Origin of the sequence: Halomonas sp. AOP7-E1-9 (assembly GCF_052376035.1) — a bacterium.
GTDB classification, from domain to species: Bacteria; Pseudomonadota; Gammaproteobacteria; order Pseudomonadales; family Halomonadaceae; genus Vreelandella; species Vreelandella citrativorans.
This window is the reverse complement of the sequence record NZ_JBQSVC010000019.1, coordinates 42,854-65,597: the sequence shown is the minus strand read 5'-3', so window position 1 is coordinate 65,597 and position 22,744 is coordinate 42,854. Positions and strand designations below refer to the sequence as shown.

Annotated in this window: 21 protein-coding genes; 10 read left to right on the top strand and 11 right to left on the bottom strand. The window is 55.4% G+C overall.

What is annotated here, in order from left to right; translation table 11 throughout:
* Positions 1-297: 297 nt before the first annotated feature.
* Together lldD and ACT3R4_RS11785 are read left to right on the top strand one after the other, a co-directional pair.
* Complete coding sequence (gene lldD / locus ACT3R4_RS11790) at positions 298-1,458, top strand: FMN-dependent L-lactate dehydrogenase LldD (RefSeq protein ID WP_172118153.1); 1,161 nt, start codon at positions 298-300, stop codon at positions 1,456-1,458.
* Between the two features lie 133 nt (positions 1,459-1,591).
* Entirely contained in the window at positions 1,592-2,788 is a 1,197-nt protein-coding gene (locus tag ACT3R4_RS11785; protein ID WP_441679124.1) for a Bcr/CflA family efflux MFS transporter, read from the top strand.
* A 61-nt stretch (positions 2,789-2,849) separates the two neighbouring features.
* Here ACT3R4_RS11785 and ACT3R4_RS11780 read toward each other — a convergent pair whose 3' ends face one another.
* Positions 2,850-3,413, bottom strand: coding sequence for a TetR/AcrR family transcriptional regulator (locus tag ACT3R4_RS11780; RefSeq protein ID WP_441679123.1), 564 nt, complete (start codon positions 3,411-3,413; stop codon positions 2,850-2,852).
* 135 nt (positions 3,414-3,548) lie between these two features.
* Here ACT3R4_RS11780 and ACT3R4_RS11775 point away from each other — a divergent pair, with 135 nt between their 5' ends.
* The 3 genes from ACT3R4_RS11775 to ACT3R4_RS11765 are packed head-to-tail and all read left to right on the top strand — an operon-like array spanning position 3,549 to position 6,357.
* Positions 3,549-4,778 carry an MFS transporter gene (locus ACT3R4_RS11775; protein ID WP_441679122.1) on the top strand — a complete coding sequence of 410 codons (1,230 nt, stop codon included), beginning with the start codon at positions 3,549-3,551 and terminating at the stop codon, positions 4,776-4,778.
* A complete protein-coding gene (locus ACT3R4_RS11770) occupies positions 4,775-4,990 on the top strand; it encodes a hypothetical protein (protein ID WP_441679121.1) in 216 nt (71 codons plus the stop codon). Before ACT3R4_RS11775 ends, ACT3R4_RS11770 begins: the two co-directional genes overlap by 4 nt.
* A complete protein-coding gene (locus ACT3R4_RS11765) occupies positions 4,984-6,357 on the top strand; it encodes an amidase (protein ID WP_441679120.1) in 1,374 nt (457 codons plus the stop codon). The genes ACT3R4_RS11770 and ACT3R4_RS11765 overlap by 7 nt, the downstream gene beginning before the upstream one ends.
* A 110-nt stretch (positions 6,358-6,467) precedes the next feature.
* Here ACT3R4_RS11765 and ACT3R4_RS11760 read toward each other — a convergent pair whose 3' ends face one another.
* From ACT3R4_RS11760 to ACT3R4_RS11745, 4 genes are read right to left on the bottom strand one after another with little or no spacing between them, the layout of a single operon-like run.
* Positions 6,468-7,307, bottom strand: coding sequence for an ABC transporter ATP-binding protein (locus ACT3R4_RS11760; protein ID WP_441679119.1), 840 nt, complete (start codon positions 7,305-7,307; stop codon positions 6,468-6,470).
* Entirely contained in the window at positions 7,304-8,377 is a 1,074-nt protein-coding gene (locus ACT3R4_RS11755; protein ID WP_193055391.1) for a FecCD family ABC transporter permease, read from the bottom strand. Before ACT3R4_RS11755 ends, ACT3R4_RS11760 begins: the two co-directional genes overlap by 4 nt.
* Positions 8,374-9,450, bottom strand: coding sequence for a FecCD family ABC transporter permease (locus ACT3R4_RS11750; protein WP_193055392.1), 1,077 nt, complete (start codon positions 9,448-9,450; stop codon positions 8,374-8,376). The genes ACT3R4_RS11755 and ACT3R4_RS11750 overlap by 4 nt, the downstream gene beginning before the upstream one ends.
* Complete coding sequence (locus tag ACT3R4_RS11745) at positions 9,410-10,402, bottom strand: iron-siderophore ABC transporter substrate-binding protein (RefSeq protein ID WP_441679118.1); 993 nt, start codon at positions 10,400-10,402, stop codon at positions 9,410-9,412. Before ACT3R4_RS11745 ends, ACT3R4_RS11750 begins: the two co-directional genes overlap by 41 nt.
* 210 nt (positions 10,403-10,612) lie before the next feature.
* Between ACT3R4_RS11745 and ACT3R4_RS11740 the strand changes: the two genes are divergently transcribed.
* Positions 10,613-12,739, top strand: a complete 2,127-nt coding sequence (locus tag ACT3R4_RS11740) for a TonB-dependent siderophore receptor (protein ID WP_441679117.1) — start codon at positions 10,613-10,615, stop codon at positions 12,737-12,739.
* 137 nt (positions 12,740-12,876) lie between these two features.
* On the opposite strand, the gene ACT3R4_RS11735 is transcribed toward ACT3R4_RS11740, so the two are convergent.
* Positions 12,877-13,389: a hypothetical protein gene (locus ACT3R4_RS11735; RefSeq protein WP_172118144.1), complete on the bottom strand. Its 513-nt coding sequence runs from the start codon at positions 13,387-13,389 to the stop codon at positions 12,877-12,879.
* A gap of 98 nt (positions 13,390-13,487) precedes the next feature.
* A complete protein-coding gene (locus ACT3R4_RS11730) occupies positions 13,488-13,919 on the bottom strand; it encodes a MerR family transcriptional regulator (protein ID WP_193055396.1) in 432 nt (143 codons plus the stop codon).
* Positions 13,920-13,990: 71 nt separating this feature from the next.
* Here ACT3R4_RS11730 and ACT3R4_RS11725 point away from each other — a divergent pair, with 71 nt between their 5' ends.
* Positions 13,991-15,013 (top strand): SO_0444 family Cu/Zn efflux transporter, encoded by a 1,023-nt coding sequence (locus ACT3R4_RS11725; RefSeq protein WP_441679116.1) that lies wholly within the window; start codon positions 13,991-13,993, stop codon positions 15,011-15,013.
* Between the two features lie 68 nt (positions 15,014-15,081).
* On the opposite strand, the gene ACT3R4_RS11720 is transcribed toward ACT3R4_RS11725, so the two are convergent.
* The gene (locus ACT3R4_RS11720; RefSeq protein WP_441679115.1) at positions 15,082-16,488 is read right to left on the bottom strand and encodes a PQQ-dependent sugar dehydrogenase; all 1,407 of its coding nucleotides are present in this window, start codon (positions 16,486-16,488) and stop codon (positions 15,082-15,084) included.
* A complete protein-coding gene (locus tag ACT3R4_RS11715) occupies positions 16,485-16,913 on the bottom strand; it encodes a DUF2231 domain-containing protein (RefSeq protein WP_192526619.1) in 429 nt (142 codons plus the stop codon). The genes ACT3R4_RS11720 and ACT3R4_RS11715 overlap by 4 nt, the downstream gene beginning before the upstream one ends.
* A 453-nt stretch (positions 16,914-17,366) precedes the next feature.
* Here ACT3R4_RS11715 and ACT3R4_RS11710 point away from each other — a divergent pair, with 453 nt between their 5' ends.
* Together ACT3R4_RS11710 and glpK are read left to right on the top strand one after the other, a co-directional pair.
* Complete coding sequence (locus tag ACT3R4_RS11710) at positions 17,367-18,089, top strand: MIP/aquaporin family protein (protein WP_441679114.1); 723 nt, start codon at positions 17,367-17,369, stop codon at positions 18,087-18,089.
* Between the two features lie 82 nt (positions 18,090-18,171).
* Positions 18,172-19,677 (top strand): glycerol kinase GlpK, encoded by a 1,506-nt coding sequence (gene glpK / locus ACT3R4_RS11705; RefSeq protein ID WP_441679113.1) that lies wholly within the window; start codon positions 18,172-18,174, stop codon positions 19,675-19,677.
* A gap of 216 nt (positions 19,678-19,893) precedes the next feature.
* Here glpK and ACT3R4_RS11700 read toward each other — a convergent pair whose 3' ends face one another.
* The gene (locus tag ACT3R4_RS11700) at positions 19,894-20,796 is read right to left on the bottom strand and encodes a LysR substrate-binding domain-containing protein (protein ID WP_441679112.1); all 903 of its coding nucleotides are present in this window, start codon (positions 20,794-20,796) and stop codon (positions 19,894-19,896) included.
* A 181-nt stretch (positions 20,797-20,977) separates the two neighbouring features.
* Between ACT3R4_RS11700 and ACT3R4_RS11695 the strand changes: the two genes are divergently transcribed.
* Positions 20,978-21,556: an NAD(P)H-dependent oxidoreductase gene (locus tag ACT3R4_RS11695; RefSeq protein ID WP_172118134.1), complete on the top strand. Its 579-nt coding sequence runs from the start codon at positions 20,978-20,980 to the stop codon at positions 21,554-21,556.
* 89 nt (positions 21,557-21,645) lie between these two features.
* Here the strand turns inward: ACT3R4_RS11695 and ACT3R4_RS11690 are convergent, their stop codons facing one another.
* The gene (locus ACT3R4_RS11690; RefSeq protein WP_441679111.1) at positions 21,646-22,395 is read right to left on the bottom strand and encodes a hypothetical protein; all 750 of its coding nucleotides are present in this window, start codon (positions 22,393-22,395) and stop codon (positions 21,646-21,648) included.
* Positions 22,396-22,744 lie beyond the last annotated feature (349 nt).

Here is a 22,744-nt window from a genome sequence, read left to right as displayed (position 1 = left end):
GCCTTTTGCTCAGTGATCAGCCCATTTCATTTCACCCACCCGCGTTGCTTGAAGTCCGCCATTGCAAAACTCCGTTGCTACACACACTGTTCAAGCATTGTTCGTTTTAGGCGTTTCTGCAATGTCGGGCTCGATGGGGGCGGAGGCATTCCGCGTGGGAGAAACGCTCATAGACTAAAGTTCAGCGCAGCGAATGGCTATAGAGGCGGCGTAACATGTTACGCTAGTTGGAGTTAGCACCAAGGTTTCTAACATACGGTCACTTCTCCGTTTCCCGTGTCGAGTTAAGGCGAATTCATGATCATTTCAAGCCCTTCTGATTACCGGCAAGCCGCCAAGCGGCGTGTTCCTCGTTTTTTGTTTGATTACCTTGATGGCGGCTCGGTCACGGAAAGCACGCTGCGCAGCAATGTGGAGGCGTTGCAGGCTATTCCTTTACGTCAGCGCGTGCTGCAGGGGGGCGGTACGCCGTCGCTTGAAACTGAAATTTTAGGCAGCCAGTGGAAAATGCCGGTTGCGCTGGCACCGGTGGGCGCCACGGGCATGTATGCTCGGCGCGGCGAAGTGCAGGCTGCGCGCGCGGCAGAAAAGGCGGGGATTCCCTATACGCTCTCCACCGTTTCGGTTTGCTCGATTGAGGAAGTGGCGAAAAATGCCCACGGCGAGCAGTGGTCGCAGCTTTACGTGCTGAAAGATCGCGGCTTTATGAAAAATGCCCTGGAGCGCGCCTGGGAAGCGGGCATGAAAACGCTAGTGTTTACCGTGGATATGCCGCTGCCGGGTTCGCGCTACCGTGACCGTCGCTCGGGTATGTCAGGCCCCAATGCCAAGCTGCGCCAGTACGCTCAGGCAATCACCCACCCGCAGTGGGCGTTTGATGTAGGGCTTAAAGGCAAGCCACTGTCGTTCGGTAACATCGAGGCCTACACCGGGCGCGAAATGAACATGGACGACTACATGGGCTTTCTGGCGAAAAACTTTGACCCCTCCATTAGCTGGAGCGAGCTTGAGTGGATTCGTGAGAGCTGGAAGGGCAAGCTGATCATCAAAGGGTTGTTGGATAAAGAGGATGCGCGAGATGCGGTACGCATGGGGGCCGACGGTATCGTGGTGTCCAACCACGGTGGGCGCCAATTAGATGGGGCTATTTCTACCGCCCAAGCGCTACCGCATATTGCCGAGGCCGTGGGCGATGAACTGACGGTACTGGCGGATTCCGGCGTGCGCTCTGGGCTTGATGTGGTGCGTATGCTGGCGCTAGGCGCCCAGGGCGTTCTACTGGGCCGTGCTTACGTTTACGCCTTGGCCGCACGGGGCGAGCAGGGCGTTTCCCATCTGTTGGATCTAATCGCCGCCGATATGCGTGTCACCATGACGTTGATCGGCGCCAACTCGCCCGCCGAGATCAACTCAAGCCACTTGGATGCTGTGGTTAAAGAGATGAAAAGGAGCGAGTAGCACACGCGGACTGTTGGATGGCCCAACGTGGTGGCTTGGTAGCCACTTCCAGGCGAATGTTGGCTGATGATGGCGTCAATCGGTATCATATTACGAATGCTGCTATCATTAAGCCATCTTACCGCGAGCTTCTATGACCCAATCTAAAACGCCCTTCATTGTGGTACTGAGCCTGGCATTGACCATGATGCTGGGTCCGTTTTCCATGGATACGTACTTGCCGGCCTTTCCGGTCATTGGCGAGTCGCTGGGGATATCTCAGCAGGCCGTATCGTTAAGCGTTTCGGTGTATGTGTTCGCGATGGCTGTGGGGCAGCTCATTGGCGGGGCGCTTTCGGACCGCTTCGGTCGCCAGCGTGTATTGATGAGCGGGCTGGCAATTTTTGCGCTCGCAAGCATTGTCATCGGCATGGCGGAATCCTTGAACACTCTGCTTAGCGGGCGGGCCGTTCAAGCCATTGGCGCGGGGTTAACGCTGGTGTCGGTACCGGCACTGGTGCGCGACCGGGTGGCGGGCCGTGATGCCGCGAAGCTGTTCTCGATGATGGGTTTTATCATGGTGCTGGCGCCGGGTATCGCCCCGAGCGTTGGTAGTGCGATTTTGGCGGTGGGTTCCTGGCACAATATTTTCTTTGCCTTGGCGGTTTACGCGGTGCTGCTGGTGCCGTTACTGGTGCGGGTGCTTTTTTCCGGGAAGGGCAAAGTATCGCGATCAAAAAGCCCCAAGATGAGCCTGCTGGCGCGTTACAAGCTGGTGCTGTCGACGAAACCAGCTTTACCGTTTATCGCTTGGCAGGCCGCCTCCTTCTCCACCCTGATGATGTTCATTACCTACGCTTCCTTTATCTATCAGGGGCACTTCGGCCAGTCGCCCTCAAGCTTTTCGATGCTGTTTGCGGCTAACATCGTCGCGATGCTTTTCTTCAATATTTGCAACCGTGTACTGCTTTCCAGAATATCGTCGCTGCGTATTCTGCAGTTGGCAACGGGCTGCCAAGCGGTCGGCATTGTATTGTTAGTGATGGCTGCCTTTATGGAGTGGCCAATGTACGCTTTCCTGTTCGCCATGATGTTGACCATCGGCACAGTAGGGGCGATCTCGCCCAATATTCAGGCCTGCTTTTTGGAGTTTTTCCCCACTAGCAGTGGTACCGCCGCCGCGCTTTTGGGCGCCGCCCAGTTCGGTATCGCCGGGATTTTGAGCGCCCTGTCTGCCATGCTGCCGCATACGCTTGAAGCGGTGGTGTTGGCCATGGCCGCCTGTGGCTCGGTCGCGTATCTGCTGCTTGCCCGCTCAATGATCAAAGGGCGTGCCGCGGTCGAGGCGTAATGAGCCCAACAGCGCTTTCTTGCCAAAAGCCCCGTGTTATCCAGAACACGGGGCTTTTTTATTAAGCATCTGCTGAGCTTACTAATTGTTCGAAAAGTGCTTCTATGGCCTGCGTAGTCGGTGTTTCGTTGGCAAACAGGATGCGGTACATCAGAGGCGCCACCACTATTTGGGTGACCAATCCTATATCCATCGGCTGCTCTCCTCTGGCAAGGCCGCGTTCGTTGATTACTTCGATCTGCTGACGCAAGAAGCCATCACATTTACCCGCGCTGGCATGGCCTTCTGTGCCTAGAACATCGCGGAGCATCGCCCGCCCTGGGGCTGATGACATCTCCTCAAAGTACTCAACAAGCCAGGCTAACAAGTCGCTGCGCAAACTTCCCGTATCGGCTGGCGGCTGCTCCGGCTGTAGTTGCTCGACGGCAACGTCGGCCAGTAACTGGGTAAGGTCACCCCAGCGACGGTAGATCGTCGAGGGGGTGACGTCAGCGCGTGTGGCGATAGCGGGCACCGTAAGTCCGGCCCGGCCTTGCTCTTGTTGCAGCTCTCGAACGGCTTGATGAACGGCAGCCTGAATACGAGCGCTGCGGCCCCCTGGACGAGGAGTGGGTTTGTTGGTCATGTGTCCCTTCAGTACCTATTCGTCGGCACGGTTTCGTCGGTACGGTGCAATAAATCACTAAAGCAAAATATTTGCGTTAGCGATTTATTGAGTTTATGCTCTTTAAAGCTAATATTTTGCCTTTTGGGAGAGGTCATGTCCATCAACGTTTCTGATACTGTCCGCCGTTCCTCTAGCTGGAGTTTGTCTCCCGCCCGTACCGTTTTCCTGCACACAGCGATAATGATTGCCTTTTTAGCAGCATCGAGTGCGCCTACCCCGCTGTACCAACTTTATCAGCGGCAGTGGAGCTTTAGCGCAACACTGCTGACGGTGGTTTTTGCCACTTACGCGCTGGCTTTGCTTTTGGCACTGCTGGTGACGGGGAGGCTGTCCGATCATATTGGTCGACGTCCGGTTATTGCCATGGCGTTGTCGCTACAGATCATCGCTATGGTGGTTTTTTTGTGTGCGGCCGGGCCGGGTTGGCTGATTGGTGCGCGCGCTCTGCAAGGCTTTGCCACGGGTATGGCCACTGCAGCAGTTGGCGCGGCGATACTCGATGTTAGTCGGGAGAAGGGGGCTGTGATTAACAGCATCTCACCACTGCTTGGTATGGCAGCCGGCGCGCTAGGCAGTACCTCATTGGTCGTGTTGGCGCCCGATCCGCTGCACATGGTGTACGCGTTGCTGCTGGCTATTTTTCTGGTGATGCTGGGCTTGATTTGGCTGGCACCAGAGACGGTGACATATCGCTCGGGTGCATGGGCAAGCCTGAAACCACGCATTACCGTGCCGCTGCAAGCGCGCAAAACGCTGTTATCTGTCACTCCTGCAAACGTGGCAGTGTGGATGCTAGGTGGTTTTTATCTATCGCTTATGCCATCGCTGATCGTTGACGTTACGCATGTGAGCACGCCATGGCTGGGTGGTCTTGTCGTCGCAGCGCTAACGCTCACCGGTGCCACAGCGGTTCTGGCGGCTCGCAAGCTGAGCTCTTTTACAACCCTCTTGTCTGGCGAACTTGCCTTGGTCGCAGGGCTGGTTGTCATTTTGGTCGGGGCTAACCAGGGAAACGCTGTCTTGCTGTTGGCCGGGTCGGTCATTGCGGGGTTTGGGTTTGGCGCGAGCTTCCTCGGGGCTGTACGCAGTGTCCTGCCGTTGGCTGAGCCCCATGAACGTGCCGCGCTGATGGGCGTGTTCTATATCGAAAGTTATCTGGCCCATAGCGTGCCCACGATGGCTGTCGGCTTCCTGGCGCAGAAGGCCGGCTTGCTGACCGCAGTCAATATCTATGGTGCGGTGATCACAGCACTGGCCTTACTCGCCATTATCCTGCTGCTTATGCAAGCGCGCACTTCAATGAAGAAAGGAAATCAAGCATGACTGCTCAAACTGTTTCTCCTATGTCCGCCGAGGAAACCCAGGCTCTGGCTACCAGCCTGGGGCTGCCCCTGAACTCTGAACGTGCGCCACTGATTGCGGGTGTACTGCATCACATACACACGGTCATTGCCCGGCTTGACGAATTACCTATCGATGAATCATGCACTCCTTCATTTGCCTTTGATGCTAGCCAGGGGAACCAACCATGCTAAATCCATTAAACCTGACACTGGCCCAAGCCAGTGCCGCCATCGCGGCACGCGAACTGTCGCCAGTAGAATTGTTGGATGCGGCCTTGGCGCGTATTGGTGCACGAGAGCCAGAGATCAACGCTTTTGTATCTGTATGGGAAGACGCCGCCCGTCAGCAGGCACTTGAGGCCGAGCGAGACATTCAACATGGCCGTTACCGTGGGCCGCTGCATGGCATTCCTATCGCGCTGAAAGACCTGTTCGATGTTGCTGGCCAACCCACCACTGCCAGCTCCCGTGTTCAGGACGGACACCTGGCCGAGGCCAACAGCGCGGTAACGGATGCCTTGCTGCGTGGCGGCGCGATACTCCTGGGCAAGACCCATTTGCATGAGTTCGCTTTCGGCCTGACCACACCTCAAACGCGCAATCCGCTTGATCCACAGCGCACGTCGGGGGGCTCCAGCGGGGGCTCTGCCGCAGCGGTTGCTTACGGCGGCGCCTGGGCAGCCATGGGGACCGATACCGGTGGCTCGATTCGGGTGCCCGCAGCACTTTGCGGGCTGGTCGGGTTCAAGCCTACGTATGGCTTGGTCTCTCGCCACGGCACTATGCCCCTGGCCTGGTCGCTCGATCATGCGGGCCCTATGGCACGCACGGTAGAGGATGTTGGCCTGTTATTGCAGGCAGTGATGGGCTTTGATGCGCGCGACCCCGCTAGTCGTACTCCTCCTGACTCTTTCGATACCAACGCACAGTCGAGTGTGCATGGGCTGCGTGTTGGTATTCCACGCAACTACTATTTTGACCACGTTGCGGAGCCAGTCGCCGCGGCTGTTAGGCGTGCGGCAGCGCATCTGGAACAACAGGGCGCCGTGCTGGTGGAGGTGGATATTCCGCTGGCTGACTACCTTATTCCGACTCAGTGGGGCCTGATGGTGGCCGAAGCAGCAACCGTACACGCCAAGGACATACGCCAATCAGCATCGCTATACGGTGATGATGTACGCACCTTGCTCGAAGCCGGACAACTGCTGCCAGCAGGCGATTATCTGAAGGCGCAGCGTGCCCGAGACCTCATCGCTAAGCGCTGGAGTTCTCTGTTTTCAGACATCGACGTTCTACTGGCACCCACCGTGCCTCAGACAGCAGCACGCTTGGAGCAGGAAACGTTTGATTGGGAAGACGGCAGTCAAGAGAGTGTCGCCGAAGCGTATGTGCGCTTATGCGCACCCGCCAATGTGACCGGACTACCCGCGCTGACGGTGCCATTTGGTAAGGATCATCAAGGGCTGCCCGTAGGCGTCCAGATTATGGGCAAGGCATTTGATGACGCCAAAGTGCTACAGGTTGGGCGTGCCATTGAGCAGCCTCTTTCCCCCATTTAACAGGCATTGAGTTCGAGAAAGTGGTGACGTCAAGGCAACTACCAGGGATTGCTTGGTAGTTGCCTTAAGCATTAGGTTGCACGGAACGGCCAAGCGCATCCACGTCTTCTTCAGACCTGTGTCTCCCTATCGGCAGTAGATGCATGCTTACGTTTGCACGCTCCATGCCGCCCCAGCGGTATCATCATGGGCTTTCCCGTGACCGGATCGTCGATGACCCGGCTTTCCAGGCCAAAGACGTCGCGTACCATCTGCTCGGTAAATACGTCTTCCGATGGGCCAACGGCGTAGATGTTGCCGTTCGCCATGGCGACTAGCTTGTCGGCGTAACGGGCGGCGAGGTTCAGCTCGTGAAGCACCATCACAATGGTGGTGCCGCGCGTTTGGTTTAAGTCGGTGAGCAGGTCGAGCACTTCGATCTGGTGGTTGATATCCAGAAAGGTCGTGGGCTCATCCAGCAGCAGTACATCGGTTTGCTGAGCAAGGGCCATGGCGATCCACGCCCGCTGGCGCTGCCCGCCGGAGAGTTCTTCTACGGCACTGTCGGCCTGGTTGGCCATGTGAGTCGCGCTTAAAGCATCGGCCACAGCGGCTTCATCGGTAGCGTTCCAGCGTTGGAAAAGCCCTTGATGCGGGTGGCGGCCGCGGCTCACCAGTTCAAGCACGGTGATGCCTTCCGGCGCGATAGGCGACTGAGGCAGAAACCCCAGCTGTTGCGCCAAGCGGCGGGCGGGGAGCTTATGAATGGCACTGCCATCCAGTAACACGTTGCCTTGTTCCGGTGTCAGGAGCCGCGAAAGCACGCGCAACAGCGTCGATTTTCCACAAGCGTTAGCGCCCACAATAGCGGTTGTTTGCCCTGCTTGGACGGTTAGGCTGACGTCATTAAGAATGGTCCGTTCGCCGTAGCCTGCGGTCAGGTGTTGGGCGAGTAGCGACGAAGCGCTCATAGGGTGCCTCTGCTTTTATTGTCGCGAGTAATCAGGTAAACGAGATAGGGGGCGCCTAATACGCCGGTCACAATGCCGACCGGATAGCGGGCAGGTAGTAAAAACTGGCCCGCGTAGTCTGCCAGAAGCACCAGCAGCGCGCCTACCAGTGCAGAAGGAATCAGCAGCGAGCCGTTGCGCCCCACCAAACGTGCCGCAATGGGGCCGGAAAGAAACGCCACAAACGCAATCGGGCCGGTCACCGCAGTGGCAAAGGCGACAAGTGCCACGGCGGTAACTACCACAGTAATTCGCGTGAGGGCTAAACGAACACCCAGCCCCACCGCGATATCGTCACCCATGCGCAGGGTTTCCAGGTCACGGTGGCGGCTTAACAACAGCCCGCCAAACAGTAGCAGGGCGATAAACAGCGGCAGTGCTTGGTCAAGCTGCATACCGTTAAGGCTACCCGCCATCCAGCGCAGTGCTTCCTGCAGTGACCAACTGGGCGCACGCATTAGAAGATACGCCGTGACGCTTTGTAGCATCGCGGCCAGGCCAATGCCGATGAGAATTAATCGAGTGCCAGTTACGCCTTGCTGCCAGGAGAGCCCGTAGATTAACAGCGCCACGCCTAGCCCAGCCGCAATCGCAATGATTGAAACCGCCGTGCCGCTGAGTGATAGCACTACAATGGCAAACACCGCGCCGGTGCTCGCGCCGGTACTAATACCGATAATGTCGGGGCTTGCCAGCGGGTTACGCAATAGGGTTTGAAAAGCGACACCGCCCAGTCCAAAACAGGCGCCTGCCAGCACCGCAACCACGGCCCTTGGTAAGCGTAATTCTCGCACGGTAAAACTGGCCCCGGGTACCTCAGCGCCACCCAGAATGCGCAGCACCGTGGTGAGTGGCGTAAAGGATTGTCCCAGCATCAAGGTCAACACTACGCCTGCCAGTAAACAGGCGGCCAATACCGCAAGTATCCGCCCCCGGCGCTTGGCGTGTGCCCGCCGCATCTGCCCGTAAGAACGGTGCCCATGGCGTTGAGAGGGGGATGAAGGCGTGGCGTTATAAGAGGGCGGGTTCATAGCGCGCCTACTTTGCGGTTGCGTACAATCCAGATAAACACGGGAGCACCGATAAAGGCGGTAACGATGCTCGCATCAAGCTCTGCAGGATGCGCTACCAGCCGGCCCACCACATCTGAAAACGTTAACAGCACGGCGCCACCCAAGGCGGAAAACGGCAATAGCCAGCGGTAGTCACCACCGACTAACAGGCGGCAGGCATGCGGCACCACCAGCCCGACAAAGCCGATGGGGCCACAGATAGCCGTAACCGGGCCGCATAGCAGTACTGCGCCCAACGCCGACATGGCTCTGGCGATGGCGACTTTTTCGCCCAGGCCCGCAGCGGCATCGTCGCCCAGTGCCAGCAGGTTGAGCTTGCGTGCGGCGAGTAACGTGATCACAAAACCTGCGAGCAGAAAAGGCAGCACGGGCATGATCTGGTCGTACGTCGCGCCGCCAATACCGCCCACCAGCCACGACTGCGCCAGCCCCGCAATATCGCCGCGTGGCAGTATAACGGCCGTCGCCAACGAGCTTAGCGCCGCCGTCGTAGCGGCCCCGGCCAACGCCAACCTGAGCGGTGTAGCGCCCCCGCGGGTCAGGCTGGCAATAGCGTAAACCGCCACAGCGGCAAGCCCGGCACCCAGAATAGCTGTCCAGATGTAGGTCGTGGTTTCATCCATCCCAAACCACGCGATTCCTATGACAATGGCCAGCGCCGCCCCGGCGTTAACGCCTAACAGGCCGGGGTCGGCAAGCGGATTACGGGTAAGCCCTTGCATAACGCCTCCTGATACGGCGAGCGCGGCGCCTGCCAGCACTGCCAGTAGAGTACGCGGCAAGCGGCTCGCCACGGCGGCATCACCAATGTTTTCTACCTGCCCGCTTAGCGCCGCCATTACCTCTGGCCAACCCACCGTGCGAGCGCCAAACGCCACAGAAAGCGTTAGCGCCAACGCAAGCAGCGCCAGCAGCAGTAGGCCTCCAGCAAGGCGCGTGCCTCGCTTATTACGTTGCCGGGTAACGCTAGCGGCTGGCGCAGCAACAACGTTACTCTGCGTGGCGTGCGGCTTCTGAGAGCAGGTCAGCATAATCGTCTAATAACCATGAAATCGACATGGGTGTCGGATTGGCCGCAGTACCCAGCGGACTATTGTCGAGCAGCACAATGGCGCCGTTTTCAACGACGGGCAGCCGAGAGGTCAACGGATGGGCTTCGAGCTGTTCAATCAGCGCTTGTCCGCCGTAGGTGACCAGAATATCCACGTCTGCCAGTTGGTCGATTAGCTCAGCGCTGATTTCGCCTGAAAACGTGCCCGGTGCCGAGTTGGCTTGAACGATCGCTGGCGAGACCAGCCCCAAGTCATGGAAGAATCGCACTCGCGCATCGTTATCGGTGTAGAAAGAGATGCGCCCCAGGTTGGTGGGGTCGAGGTGCGTCACGAACATGGCTGTTTTGCCCTCTAGTTCGGCATGCGCCTGGGCAGTTTCAGCAATTTGGCGTTCAAGGCGTTCAATCAGTGCCTGGCCTTCGTCGGCCATGCCCATGCCAGCGCTATTGAGAAGAATCATATCGCGCCAGTCTGTCGCCCACGGGCCTTCGGAGTAACCGATGACGGGGGCAATTTGGCTCAAGGTGGTGTAGTCCGCTTGGCTAAGCCCTGAATAGGCCGCAAGGATTACATCAGGCTGGCTGGCCGCAACGGCTTCAAAATCAATGCCGTCACCTTCATCGAACAGGGCGGGGGGCGTTACTTCAAGTTCTTCAAGCCGGGCTTCCACCCAAGGCAGCAAACCGTTGCCGTTGGTATCGCCAAAGTTGGCGGCAGCAAAGCCGACCGGTACAACGCCTAACGCCAGCGGCACCTCATGGTTCGCCCACGCCACGGTCGCGATTCGTTCCGGTTTTTCCTGAAGGATGGTGGTGCCAAGGGCGTGTTCGATTTCTAGCGGGTACTCTTGGGCGCTTACGGACGTAGCGCCGAGGCTGCACGCCGCCAGAAGCGATACGCAAACGGATATGCTCTTACGCAACAATGCCATAGCTTCCTCTAAAGCTTTAGTTCTGATAATCGATAGTCTTGGATTTGATGGTCATTATGAAATGTGGTTAGTATAAAACAGGTTCTAAATAATTATGATTTACATTACCATTATTGGCTACTCCAGACCACCTCCGGATACTCTCACGGGCTTTTTTACAAAAATCATCAGGCGGCGGGGCGGGTTTATTCACTTCCAGGGATCTTGAACATGTTTGACAGCACTAGCACAGTCTGGCCCAACACGAATCGACTACGGTGGCAGCAGACCACTACCGCCATACTGTGCGGCACAACGCTCATCACGATTCCCATGATCGGGAATGCACAGGAAGCAGGCGACGGTAATGGCAATAACGGGGACTATCGCCTCGCCCCGATTATCGTTAATGCTCAGGCTTATGCTGATGATGATGCCAACTCGATAGTGGCTCAAGAACTATGGGTGGGCGGTAAGGTCGCCACCAGTCTTCTCGATACGCCCGCCTCCGTATCGGTCATTACTGAAAAAGAGATTGAGCAGCGAAACGCCTCTACCACTGAAGAAGTCTTGCAATATACGCCAGGAGTTATCACCGGTTACTACGGCACGGATGACCGTAACGACTATTTCAAGATCCGGGGTTTCCAGGCTACCACCTATCGTGACGGGCTTACGCTAGGCTCAATGCGCGGTGTTCGTGAGGAACCGTTCGCCTATGAGCGGGTTGAAGTATTACGTGGGGCCAACTCCACACTTTTCGGCCCAGCCGACCCGGGTGGCTCGGTCAACTTCGTGAGCAAACGACCCAAATTTGAAAGCTTTGGTGAAGGGTATCTATCTTATGGGTCATTTGATCACAAAGAGGCCGGTATTGATGTTGGCGACATATTGAATGCTGATGGGACGTTGGCCTACCGCTTCACCGGCACTATCAAGGACAGTGATCGTGAGTATGATCATTCCAAAGATAACCATGGCTTCTTGATGGGGGGCTTGGCTTGGGAGCCAACAGAGTACACCTCAGCGAGCGTCATATTCGATTATTTAAAGCGGGATGACACCCCTAATAGCGGCGGTTACCCACTCGACCGGGAGTATGATCGTAGCGTCTTTTTTGGCGAGCCTGATTTCAACTATCATGATGTTGAGCGTACCAGTGTTACTGGGCAACTCATCCATGATTTCAATAACGGGCTGATTCTACAAAGTAATCTGCGCTATAGCGATCTGAAGGACGACTTCGGTTACGTCTATATCACTGATTCTGCAGCGCGAGTAGGCAGCGTGTTGGATCGCGATTATTTCGGTTCCGACAGCAAAGCACGGGAATTGATCGGTAATGCTCTCCTGCAATACGATGCTCGCTTTGACTGGTTCGATAGCAGCACTATTGCGGGGGTAGAGTATCGTGATGCTTCAACTGAGGACAGTTCCTTTTTTGGAGACTCAGCGCCTATCGACATTGCAAACCCTGTATATAGTGGCGGTCCAACCAGCCTGAACGTTTACAGTAGCAACAAGCAGGACTACACGACCAAATCGGTTTTCTTGACGCAAAATTTGTCTTTCTATGATCGCTTCATTGTCACTGGGGGCGTGCGCAATGATTCCTTGGATATCTCTAGTGAAGATAGGGATGGCGTTACCACGTCTGATGATTTTTCTGAAACTTCCGTTCGCGGAGCACTGACCTATCGAATCACTGATGAAATTTCTACCTATATCAGTATGGTGGAATCGGTTGCACCACCTTCTATAGGTGTTAAGCCTGAACGGGGCGAACAGTATGAAATTGGTGCGAAATACGCGCCCTTCGGTACAAATGCGCTGTTCTCTGCAGCGATCTACGACCTGACCAGAAATGACGTCACTATCTCGGTAACGCAGGATAATGGGGTGATTGAACGGGAAACTGTTGGTGAATCCCGTGTAAAAGGCCTTGATCTGGAAGCGAAAGTTGAGTTGTCTGATAACTTGAGCTTAATCGGCGGCTATTCCTACATGGATTCAGAGGTAGTGCGCGACGACAATACATCCAGGCAAGGAAATGAATTTGCCATTGCTCCGAAGCATTCAGCTTCTCTTTGGGGATATTATACGCTGCCTGCCACTCCTATGAGTGTCGGTCTGGGTGCTCGTTACACAGGCACCTATTACTACGATGTAGGCAATATATCCAAGAGTGATGCCACAACGCTCTATGATGCGGCCTTAAGTTATCAAATCGTCGAAAACACTGACCTCACTGTTAACGTTAGCAACCTGTTTGATGAGCAGCACGTCGTTGGGTCAGCCACAGCTAACTACTATAATCCGGGGCGTGAAATTACCGCAAAAGTCAGTTACCAGTGGTGATGTAATCTCAGCATATTGCATTACAATGCGCTAATGCCTTAATACGCCCCGACCTGGATCGGGGCGTATTTTTTGCTAATAGTAATTTGTTTTTTATTGATTAACGCTGACCGAGTTAGTGTCTTTTAAGTGTGCCGTTATATATTCAGGTCCGGTTCAGGCTTGTTCGCGTCTATTGTCGTCGGAACATTACTCTCCAGTGCAGCCAGCGCAATTTTATAGCAATCCTCAACATGGCTGTTGCCCATATACTTCATCGCCGTAAAGCTGATGCCCCCCGCCACGGCGCTGCCGACAAAGGGTACATATTTAGCCACACCGGTGGCGGCTACTTTGACGCCCATCTTTTGAAGCAGCGATACCACCAGTTTTTTGGTGATGTACTTCCCGGCCATCTTGCTGCCGACATTGGAAATAGCGGTCATCACCATCACTTTTGATTCGGTATCCAGGCCTTCGATTTGCTCGGGCGTTAAGCCGAATTTATCGTTTATTTTAGGAATGAGCCTTAGCAATATGGCAACGTCTGACCCGATATCCACGCCGGGAATGGGGATGATCGCTGTGCCAGCAGAGAGACTCGAGCTTCTTGTCACCATTGAATGGCATGTTTTTCTGATGGCTTCTAGCTCTTCGCGTGATTCGATCATTTAAAAGTCCTTTTTACGATGCGCTAACACCATTGTAGTCGATAGCTACTTGAGGAAGAGGGGCGCCTCGCCACGCTTCTACGCATCGTCGCCTCTATTTATCCACAGCCGTGCTCGCTGCAGGCAAGCGTGTGGTCGTATAGCGTTTGGATGATCTGGCAGTCGGCGGTTTTGCCACCCCGGCATTGCTGTACTACCTGGCGTAGCTCAGTAGCGAGCGCTTGCAACTTGGCAATGCGCGCTTCCAGATGCTGAAGGTGCCGAGTGGCGATGTCGTCAGCCGCGCCGCAGTCGGTGTCCGGGTGGTCTGAAAGTGCCAGTAATTCCTGAATGCTAGGTAGGTCGAGACCGAGGCTGCGGCCGTGACGAATAAAACCGATACGCGCAAGCGCTGCTTGGTCGTAATGCCGGTAGCCTTGCTCGCTGCGTTTGGCGGGTGGCAGTAACCCGAGCTTTTCGTAATGACGAATGCTTTCCGGTGAGCAGCCTGTGCGGGTAGCCACTTCACCAATGCGATACGTGTTTTTCATCGGCTTGACCCTGTAACGATTACAGGGTTTAGGCTAGCCCCTATTCCCTCTGTGGACAAGCAGGTGATGACATGACGCTGGTTATAGAGCTATTGCAAATTGCGTTAACGGCGGCCCCGTGGCTGCTGTTGGGGTTGGTAATTGCTGGGCTAATTAAAGCATGGCTGCCGGAACACGTGCTGCAGCGCTGGATGGGAGGGCGTGGCTTGGGCAGCATTGTGCGGGCGGCCGTCATTGGTATGCCCCTGCCGCTGTGTTCGTGTGGCGCGATTCCTACCGCTATTGCTTTGCATCGGAGTGGTGCAGGGCGTGGGCCCACGACGTCTTTTTTAATCAGCACGCCGGGGGTGGGCGTTGATTCCATTCTACTGACCAGCGTACTGCTTGGTCCGTTGATGGCCGTCGTGCGCGTCATCGGTGCCTTGGTAACGGCCATTGTCACCGGGCTGCTAGTCGGATTAACGCGTGAACCTGCAACTCCCGCCCCTGCCACGCTTGGCGGCTGCTGCGCTTCCTCCGGCTGTCATACGCCCACCACGAAAGCCGACGAACCCAGCGGTTTGAAGGCCGGGCTGCGTTATGCGTTTAGTGATCTGTTGGATGATATCAGCGCATGGGTGTTTGCCGGACTGTTGCTGGCGGGCGTGCTGGTAACGCTGGTGCCGCCTGATACGCTGGCCCATTACTCAGGTGGGCTGCTGGCGCTTGCGCTGATGGCCGTGGTGGGCATCCCACTCTACATTTGTGCGGCAGCGGCCACGCCGGTTGCCGCTGGGCTGCTGTTAGCGGGGATTTCACCGGGTATGGCGCTGGTTTTCCTGCTGGCGGGGCCGATCACCAGTCTGGCGACGTTAGCGATATTGCGTCGCGAACTGGGCAATGCCGCGTTGGCGGTTTATCTTTCCAGCGTGCTTGTCGTTACTGTGCTCGTAGGTTGGACAGTAGATGGCGTGCTGGGAATGACGGGCTGGAACGTGGTCGATCAGGCAAGCGAGGTTCAGGAGCTACTGCCTGTTTGGCTGGAGTGGTTGGCGCTGGCAGTGCTGGCTTTGGTGGCTGTTCGCCCCGTGCGTAAGCGCTTGCTGGGGTTTTAAACATTCACCGTTTGAGACAGCGTGATGAAGCAGCGACGGGTAGGGAGTACCTACCCGTTGCTTGGTGGTTAGTCAGCCTCTTGGGACGTTGATGGCTGCTCGGGTGGCTCGGTGGATGTTGGCTCGGGCTCCTCTGACTCAGAGGCGTTTGCTTCAGGCTCCTGCACCGGTGGGGCAGGCGGATTATCCGGCGTAACCCGCCAAATCGCATTGGTCAGGTCATCGGCAATAATAAGCGCGCCATCCGGGTCAATAGTGACACCGACCGGGCGGCCAAGTGCTCTGCCATCATCGGTAAGAAATCCGCTGGCAAAATCAATCGGGTCGCTGTCAGCAAGCTGGCCGTTACTGAAGGGGATGAAGCTTACCTTGTAGCCAACCGGGTCCGCGCGGTTCCAACTGCCGTGCTCACCCACAAAAACGCCCTCGGCGTACTCTTCGCCCATGGCGGGAGTAGAGAAAGCAAGGCCAAGCGGGGCTACGTGAGAGCCCAGGCTGTAGTCCGGTGCAATCGCGGATGCCACTTTTTCAGGATCTTCCGGGCGCACGCGAGGGTCAACATGCTGCCCCCAGTAGCTGTAAGGCCAGCCATAAAAGCTGCCCTCCTGAACCGAGGTGAGATAATCAGGTACCAGATCCGGGCCTAATTCATCACGCTCGTTCACCACTGCCCAAAGTTGATTGGTTTCTGGGTGGATGGCGAGCGCCGTGGGGTTGCGCAGGCCGGTGGCATAAGGGCGGTGCGCGCCCGTATCGACATTGATCTCCCACACTTCGGCGCGATTAACCTCCGCCTCCATGCCCCGCTCGGTAATATTGCTGTTCGAGCCGATACCGACATAAACAAACTGCCCATCGGCACTGGCGGTCATCGCCTTGGTCCAGTGGTGGTTGATCGCTGAGGGCAGTTGCGCAATGACCTCGGGCGGCCCGCTGGCTTCTGTCTGGCCCTCTTCATAATCAAAACGCACCAGCGCATCCTGGTTGGCCACATAGAGGTTGTTGTCTACCAAGGCCAGCCCATAAGGCGCGTTAAGGTCTTGTGCGAAAATCATCTGTTCGTAGTTGCCGTCGCCATTGTCATCGCGTAGCAGGGTTAAGCGGTCGCCGCCCTCTACAGCGGTGTTGCCCTGGTCCTTGATGTACCCAGCGATCACATCCTTGGGCTTTAATGCAGGTGCATTACCGCCGCTACCTTCCGCCACCAGAATATCGCCATTAGGCAGCATGATGGTTTGCCGGGGCACCTTAAGATCAGAAGCAATCCTGGTGATGGTGTAGCCCTCAGGTACCGTCGGTAGCCGGTCGCCCCATTCGGCGGGCTCGGGAACGGTCATGTCTGGCAACAGCCCGCGCTGTGGCTCGGGGAGTGTTGGGTTGGGGCCAAAGGGCTGTTCTACATCAAAGGCATTCGCGCCGCTGGCAGCCAGCATAAATGCCAGCGGCGTTGTGTAACGAAGGGCGAAATGTTTCATGACGTTGCTCCGACAGTGGGCCGAGAAAAACCGATCCAAATCGCTGCGACGCTCAATACGGTAACGATGATCGAAAGAATAAAGCCAGTGGGCATCATGGCCCAGGCATCGCGGGCATGCACCAGGGCATTGATAAAGCCAAGTATCCAGATGACCAGCAAGAGTGCTGGGTAAGCCAGAACAAGCCCGCGACGATGTTCGGCACGAAAGAGACCGATAATTGCGCATAGAAACGCCAAGCCTGCGAAAACAAGCCCGCCAGCAATTAACCAGGAAGAAAATGTGCCCCATTGAATATGAAAGCTTTTCGAGTAGGCGTAATCGCTTAACGCGGCGCCAAGAAAAAGTGGAAAAATGCTCACCAGTAATACGGCATGAAGCGGATAGATACCGCCTGGATAGGTCGTCGTTGTAGACCTCCTCATGATACGCCCTCCTTGATAAGTGACCCCAAAAAACGTGGTCAAACCCGCTCTCTATACGGGCTTACGATAGCCAGCTGGATAGCTGACAACGTGAGTATAGGTCACGTTTTGCTACCCCAAAAATTGCCATGTTTTTCGGTAAATACAATAAGCGCAGAAGATGAGCGCTGCGGTAACTATCGAAAAAAATATGTTCGTTAGTTGATGTGAGGATGTTTTTTGTGAACAGGGAATGATTAATTATTATAAGGAAAGGGGTGTTGAACTAATGTCTATTTGTTTAAAAATTTATATTAATCAAAAGCATAGTTGGTAAATTTAAAGAGAGTTATTTTTTTGTATTGTTTTTTTCAATACCCCCTATAGGATGAAAAAAGGAAAGCGATATTTTCTAAAAAGAACATTCAATCGTTCTAAACAGAGCAAACCGATCACATGGAGTAGCTGGGTACGATGCTTGAAACAATTTTTCTATACGAAATAGTGGGTACGGCCATATTGACGCTCTTGGGGTGTGGCGTAGTCGCTAACGTGCTGCTGAACAAAACCAACGGGAATGGCAGCGATGGCATCGTTATCTTCTTTGGTTGGGGGCTAGCGGTCTTTTGCGCGGTTTATGTCGCCTATGATACTGGGGCACATATCAATCCCGCCGTTACGCTTGGATTGCTCGTCGGCCCGGCGACGGAATACGCCCCCGGCATCCCTATTAACACTATGACCACTGCGGCCTACTTTGCGGCTGAACTCATCGGTGCCTGGTTGGGTGCCACTGTTTGCTATCTGGCCTATAAAAAGCATTACGACGCGACCGAAGACGCGTCAAGCATACTGGCGACGTTCTCTACAGGCCCGGCTATTCCTGCCTACGGGTGGAACCTGGTCACTGAAATCATCGGTACCTTTGTGCTGGTGTTCGTCATTATCATGTTTGGACATACGCCTTCTGGGCTTGGCCCGTTGGCGGTGGCGTTGCTGGTAGTATCCATTGGTGCTTCGCTGGGTGGGCCTACAGGCTATGCGATCAACCCCGCTCGGGATTTGGGGCCACGCATTGCCCACGCATTACTTCCCATTAAGCACAAGGGGGCGAACAACTGGTCTTACGCTTGGGTCCCTATTTTAGGACCCCTTATCGGCAGTGTCCTTGCCGGGCTTGCCGCGTATGTTTATTAAGTCAGCCGGGTTTATTAAGCCAGCCTGCTGATTTGATTCTTTTTAAAACAATCATTTAACGTTAACGCTTGAGAGGCATTTCATGAGCCAGAAAAACTACGTTCTCGCTATTGACCAAGGTACCACCAGCACGCGGACGATACTGTTTGACCATGAAGGCCGGGTTGTCAGCGTAGCCCAGCATGAGTTTGAGCAGATTTTTACGCGCCCGGGTTGGGTCGAACACTGCCCTCGCGAAATCATGACCAGCGTGCTGACCACCTTGACCGAGGTGATTAACAACAGCGGCGTTGATGTCTCCGAAGTTGCCTCTATCGGTATTACCAACCAGCGTGAAACCACCGTAGTATGGGATAAAAATACCGGGCAGGCCGTACATAACGCCATCGTCTGGCAGTCGCGTCATTCCGCCGAGATCTGCGATGAGCTGCGCGAAGCGGGCCATGCCGATATGATTCGCGATAAAACCGGGCTGGTCATTGATGCTTACTTCTCTGCCACCAAATTGAAGTGGATTTTCGACAACGTGGCGGGCGTTAAGGAAAAAGCGGAAAAGGGCGACTTGCTGTTCGGCACCATTGATTCCTGGCTGGTGTGGAACCTGACCGGCGGCACTGTGCATGCGACCGATGTCAGCAACGCATCGCGCACGATGCTGTTTAACATCCGTGACCGGAAGTGGGACCCGGAGCTACTGGCACTGTTTGGCGTACCTGAGTCGATGCTGCCCGAAGTTAAGTCCAGCAGTGAAGTTTACGGCAACGTGCTGCCTAAATTCCTAATGGGCCAGGAAGTGCCGATTGCCGGTATCGCTGGCGACCAGAACGCCGCGCTGTTCGGCCAAGCCTGTTTCGAGCCGGGTATGGCGAAAAATACCTATGGCACGGGCTGCTTTACGCTAATGAACACGGGAACCCAGGCCACGCCCTCCAAGAACGGCCTTCTTACCACCGTTGCGTGGGAAGTGGATGGCACGCTGGAATACGCCCTTGAAGGTAGCGTATTTGTGGCGGGCTCGGTGATTCAGTGGTTGCGTGATGGCCTGAGAATGCTGGGCAAAGCGTCTGATTCCGAAGCGTACGCCACGCGTGCTAAGGATAATGACGGCGTTTATATGGTGCCTGCCTTTACCGGACTGGGTGCGCCTTACTGGAACTCTAACGTACGTGGCGCCATGTTTGGGCTCTCTCGGGGGACTCAAAAAGAGCACTTTGTGCGCGCGGCGGTCGAATCACTTGCCTATCAAAGCACCGATGTTCTCAAAGCCATGCAGGCGGATGCCGACATTGCGTTAACCGAGCTTCGCACCGACGGTGGGGCGATCTCCAACGATTTCCTTGCTCAGTTCCAGGCCGACATACTGGGAGTGGATGTTCTACGCTGCGAAATAAACGAAACCACAGCGCTTGGCGCGGCGTATCTTGCTGGCCTCGCCGTTGGCTTCTGGAAATCGCGAGATGAAATCGTTGCACAGTGGGCATTGGAGCGGCGCTTTGAGCCGCAGATGAAAGATGAAAAACGCGATGAACTTTATGCCGGCTGGAAAAAGGCCGTCAACGCTACCATGGCATTCCATGTAGAGTCCTAAGCGTAACGCTGTCAACGCAGCTGTTTGTCAAGCCCCGGCCCAAGGCCGGGGCTTCGTGTTATAGGCGCCGTGGCTGGTATCGGCCTTATTGCTATGCCCACCGGCATTTTGGCCGCTGCGTTTCAAAATAAACGTCATACGTAAAGAGAGTGTAGGGCGTCAGGTTCAGAATAGTGGATATCTTATTCTAGAACCCTTGATTCACTATTTGCCGCTTTAACTCTGCAAATACTCCCCCGGCAGGCGTTCAGCCAGAAAGTCCATAAACAGCCGGGCGCGCTGTGAAAGTGTGGCTTGGCGGTAGTAAACAGCATTGACGGCCTGCATTTGAAGTTCGGTATGACTGGGCAGCACATCGACAAGTGCACCTGCCTTGCGGGGCTTGATGGTCATGAAGTCGGCAAGACAGACGATCCCTTCACCTTTAAGCGCTAGCTCAATCAGCGTGCTGCCGCTGGAGGCGGAGAGGGCGGGCGTAATATGTAAGCACTCGCCATCGGCACGGCGCAGCGGCCAGTGGTTAAGGTGTTCAAGCTGGCTGAAACCGAGCAAACTATGGTGCTCAAGATCTTCAATACTTTGAGGAGTGCCCGCGCGCTCAAGGTAAGCAGGGCTTGCCAAGAGGCGAAGCGGGCTATGGCCCAGGCACCGTGCATGCAGAGAAGAGTCGTCCAGCTTGCCAATACGGATGGCGAGGTCCACACGCTGTTCCAGCAGGTCAATAAAGCGGTCGTGGGTATCCAACTGTAGCGTTATGCCTGGGTAGCTGGCACGAAACTCACCAAGTACCGGCACAATGACAAACTGCATAAAGCTGGGCGCGGCGTTCACCCGTAGCCGCCCTTGAGGTTGGCCGTGGTGATTCTGAACGGACTCTTCCGCGGCTTCTACCGCCGTTAGTATACGGCGGCAGTGCTGTAAAAACGTTTCTCCCTCTTCCGTTAGCTCCAGGCGGCGGGTGGTTCGGCGTAGCAGGGTGGCGCCAAGCTTGCGCTCCAAGCGGTTAAGCGCTCGGCTGACGCCCGATACCGTAATGCCCAGCCGTTCGGCGGCGCTGGTGATCGAACCGCTGTCCACCACGGTGATAAATGCTTGCTGCTCTTCAAGCGTGGTTTTCATAAGCGTTGCTCTTGCCTGTCCAGGTTGAATGTCGTCGTTGATTTTATATCAAAAGTCTCTTGCCCGTGGACGGGTTTTTCCATGCTTTTAAGTACCCCATAATCGGCGGCATTCAAGCCATGTTGGCAGGACTACCGCCTACCAACAGGCAAGTCTATCTATTGGACGAGAGGTTTTAACGATGAAGGTTCTGTTAATCAATGGTGGCAAGCCGTTCGCACATTCTGGCGGTGAACTCAATAATACGCTGCATGATGTCGCGTGGCGTACGCTCGCCGAGTTGGGCCATGAAGTTCGCGAGACGGTAATTGAACAGGGTTACGAAGCAGAGGCCGAGGTGGAAAAATTCCTCTGGGCAGACACCATCGTCTATCAGATGCCGGGTTGGTGGATGGGCGCGCCCTGGAGCGTTAAACGCTACATTGATGAAGTCTTCACCGCTGGGCATGGCTCGCTTTATGCCAGCGACGGCCGCTCGCGCCAGGATCCCACCAGGCAGTACGGTAGTGGCGGCTTGCTGCAAGGGCGGCGCTATATGCTGTCGCTCACCTGGAATGCGCCGCTGGCCGCCTTTGATGAGGCCGATAACTTCTTTGAAGGGCGCGGTGTCGATGGCGTTTACTTCCCGTTCCATAAGTCTCAGGAATTTATTGGCCTGGAAGCGCTGCCTACGTTTATCGCCAACGATGTAATCAAGGCGCCAGACGTTGCACGTGATATGGCCGCTTATGCCCAGCACCTAACGCGCCTGTTCGGCTAGGCGCATTGCTTTTATTACGGGATTAGCGATCTTGTGCTTCTTGAGTCAATTTACCCAGTAACCTCGTAAGCATCGTGCCCTTGGGTTAACTAAAAGCGCCACGTAATACCGGCGAGAGGTCCGCCCATTTCGATATCGATGAGTGAGTCTGTTTCATCGCGTTTAACCGATAAATGGCGATAGCCGCCTGAAAGATAAAACGTATCGCTGAACTGGTAGTTGAGTGTAGCGACAACTTGCCAGGTGTTCTTTTTAGACATCTCCAGGCCGCCTATATCCGCATGAAGCAGTGTGGACCAGTTGGGCGCCCAGTGTGATCGCAGGCGTGCCGCCACAATAGGGTCTACCCACTGTTTGGTTTTGGCTACATCAATGCCCAGCGCAGGAATATTGATATCAGTATCAATTTGCCAGGTACGTGCGCCTGCCAGTAGGTCAAGCTGCTGTGTCGGGGTCGTCATCACTTGATAACCCGCAGCGGCCGTTATAAAGCGCTGGCGTAGCTTGCTATTCGCGACAATGCCGAAGGGTAGCGTGCTTGCCTGGCTAAGGGAGGCCCAGGAAATATCGCCAAAAAGTACCCAGCGGTCCTGGCGAGCGGTGCCGGTCATGAAAAAGGCCCCATCCAGGTCATCCAAAATGCTGCTGAAAGAGCGTGAAGTACTAACGGTAGGCGCATTTTCAAGCGGGCGCACATCGCCTGCCAATCCGGCCATCCAGACATAGGGGGTAAGCTGAAAGCGCCAGGTCTCCTCACTAATGTCATCAGCGTTGGTGGGCAGGGCAAGGCCTGCTGCGATAAGACCTATAATGGCTGAAAATGACCGCAATCGACGCATCTAAATGTTCCCCTGCTGTGTTTTATTCGGTTTCCGCTCTTTTTTGATTAACACGCTGCTTATCCCAACGCAGTTTTGGGAAGCGTTTATCGGCCTCGTTAGATTAAGCTATCGTGAGGCTAGATGCTTTGCAAGACGCTAATATGATGCTAGTCACACTGTTTTTCACCCAACCTAAGCGACGCTATGCAGCTTTGTTGTAAGGCCTTACGCGTAGGCATAACAGGCCGACTCTTTATGCGTGAGGCGGTGGGCCGTATTAATATTGCTGTTTATGACTTCGCCTTGCGTCATCCCTAAAGGTAAGCTGTAATTTATTTTTTCACCTCCACTGACATGGATAGTCCAG

Excerpts from the sequence above, each read along its gene's own strand:
- lldD (WP_172118153.1), top strand. The coding sequence starts at position 298 with ATGATCATTTCAAGCCCTTCTGATTACCGGCAAGCCGCCAAGCGGCGT.
- ACT3R4_RS11785 (WP_441679124.1), top strand. The coding sequence starts at position 1,592 with ATGACCCAATCTAAAACGCCCTTCATTGTGGTACTGAGCCTGGCATTG.
- ACT3R4_RS11780 (WP_441679123.1), bottom strand. The coding sequence starts at position 3,413 with ATGACCAACAAACCCACTCCTCGTCCAGGGGGCCGCAGCGCTCGTATT.
- ACT3R4_RS11775 (WP_441679122.1), top strand. The coding sequence starts at position 3,549 with ATGTCCATCAACGTTTCTGATACTGTCCGCCGTTCCTCTAGCTGGAGT.
- ACT3R4_RS11770 (WP_441679121.1), top strand. The coding sequence starts at position 4,775 with ATGACTGCTCAAACTGTTTCTCCTATGTCCGCCGAGGAAACCCAGGCT.
- ACT3R4_RS11765 (WP_441679120.1), top strand. The coding sequence starts at position 4,984 with ATGCTAAATCCATTAAACCTGACACTGGCCCAAGCCAGTGCCGCCATC.
- ACT3R4_RS11760 (WP_441679119.1), bottom strand. The coding sequence starts at position 7,307 with ATGAGCGCTTCGTCGCTACTCGCCCAACACCTGACCGCAGGCTACGGC.
- ACT3R4_RS11755 (WP_193055391.1), bottom strand. The coding sequence starts at position 8,377 with ATGAACCCGCCCTCTTATAACGCCACGCCTTCATCCCCCTCTCAACGC.
- ACT3R4_RS11750 (WP_193055392.1), bottom strand. The coding sequence starts at position 9,450 with ATGCTGACCTGCTCTCAGAAGCCGCACGCCACGCAGAGTAACGTTGTT.
- ACT3R4_RS11745 (WP_441679118.1), bottom strand. The coding sequence starts at position 10,402 with ATGGCATTGTTGCGTAAGAGCATATCCGTTTGCGTATCGCTTCTGGCG.
- ACT3R4_RS11740 (WP_441679117.1), top strand. The coding sequence starts at position 10,613 with ATGTTTGACAGCACTAGCACAGTCTGGCCCAACACGAATCGACTACGG.
- ACT3R4_RS11735 (WP_172118144.1), bottom strand. The coding sequence starts at position 13,389 with ATGATCGAATCACGCGAAGAGCTAGAAGCCATCAGAAAAACATGCCAT.
- ACT3R4_RS11730 (WP_193055396.1), bottom strand. The coding sequence starts at position 13,919 with ATGAAAAACACGTATCGCATTGGTGAAGTGGCTACCCGCACAGGCTGC.
- ACT3R4_RS11725 (WP_441679116.1), top strand. The coding sequence starts at position 13,991 with ATGACGCTGGTTATAGAGCTATTGCAAATTGCGTTAACGGCGGCCCCG.
- ACT3R4_RS11720 (WP_441679115.1), bottom strand. The coding sequence starts at position 16,488 with ATGAAACATTTCGCCCTTCGTTACACAACGCCGCTGGCATTTATGCTG.
- ACT3R4_RS11715 (WP_192526619.1), bottom strand. The coding sequence starts at position 16,913 with ATGAGGAGGTCTACAACGACGACCTATCCAGGCGGTATCTATCCGCTT.
- ACT3R4_RS11710 (WP_441679114.1), top strand. The coding sequence starts at position 17,367 with ATGCTTGAAACAATTTTTCTATACGAAATAGTGGGTACGGCCATATTG.
- glpK (WP_441679113.1), top strand. The coding sequence starts at position 18,172 with ATGAGCCAGAAAAACTACGTTCTCGCTATTGACCAAGGTACCACCAGC.
- ACT3R4_RS11700 (WP_441679112.1), bottom strand. The coding sequence starts at position 20,796 with ATGAAAACCACGCTTGAAGAGCAGCAAGCATTTATCACCGTGGTGGAC.
- ACT3R4_RS11695 (WP_172118134.1), top strand. The coding sequence starts at position 20,978 with ATGAAGGTTCTGTTAATCAATGGTGGCAAGCCGTTCGCACATTCTGGC.
- ACT3R4_RS11690 (WP_441679111.1), bottom strand. The coding sequence starts at position 22,395 with ATGCGTCGATTGCGGTCATTTTCAGCCATTATAGGTCTTATCGCAGCA.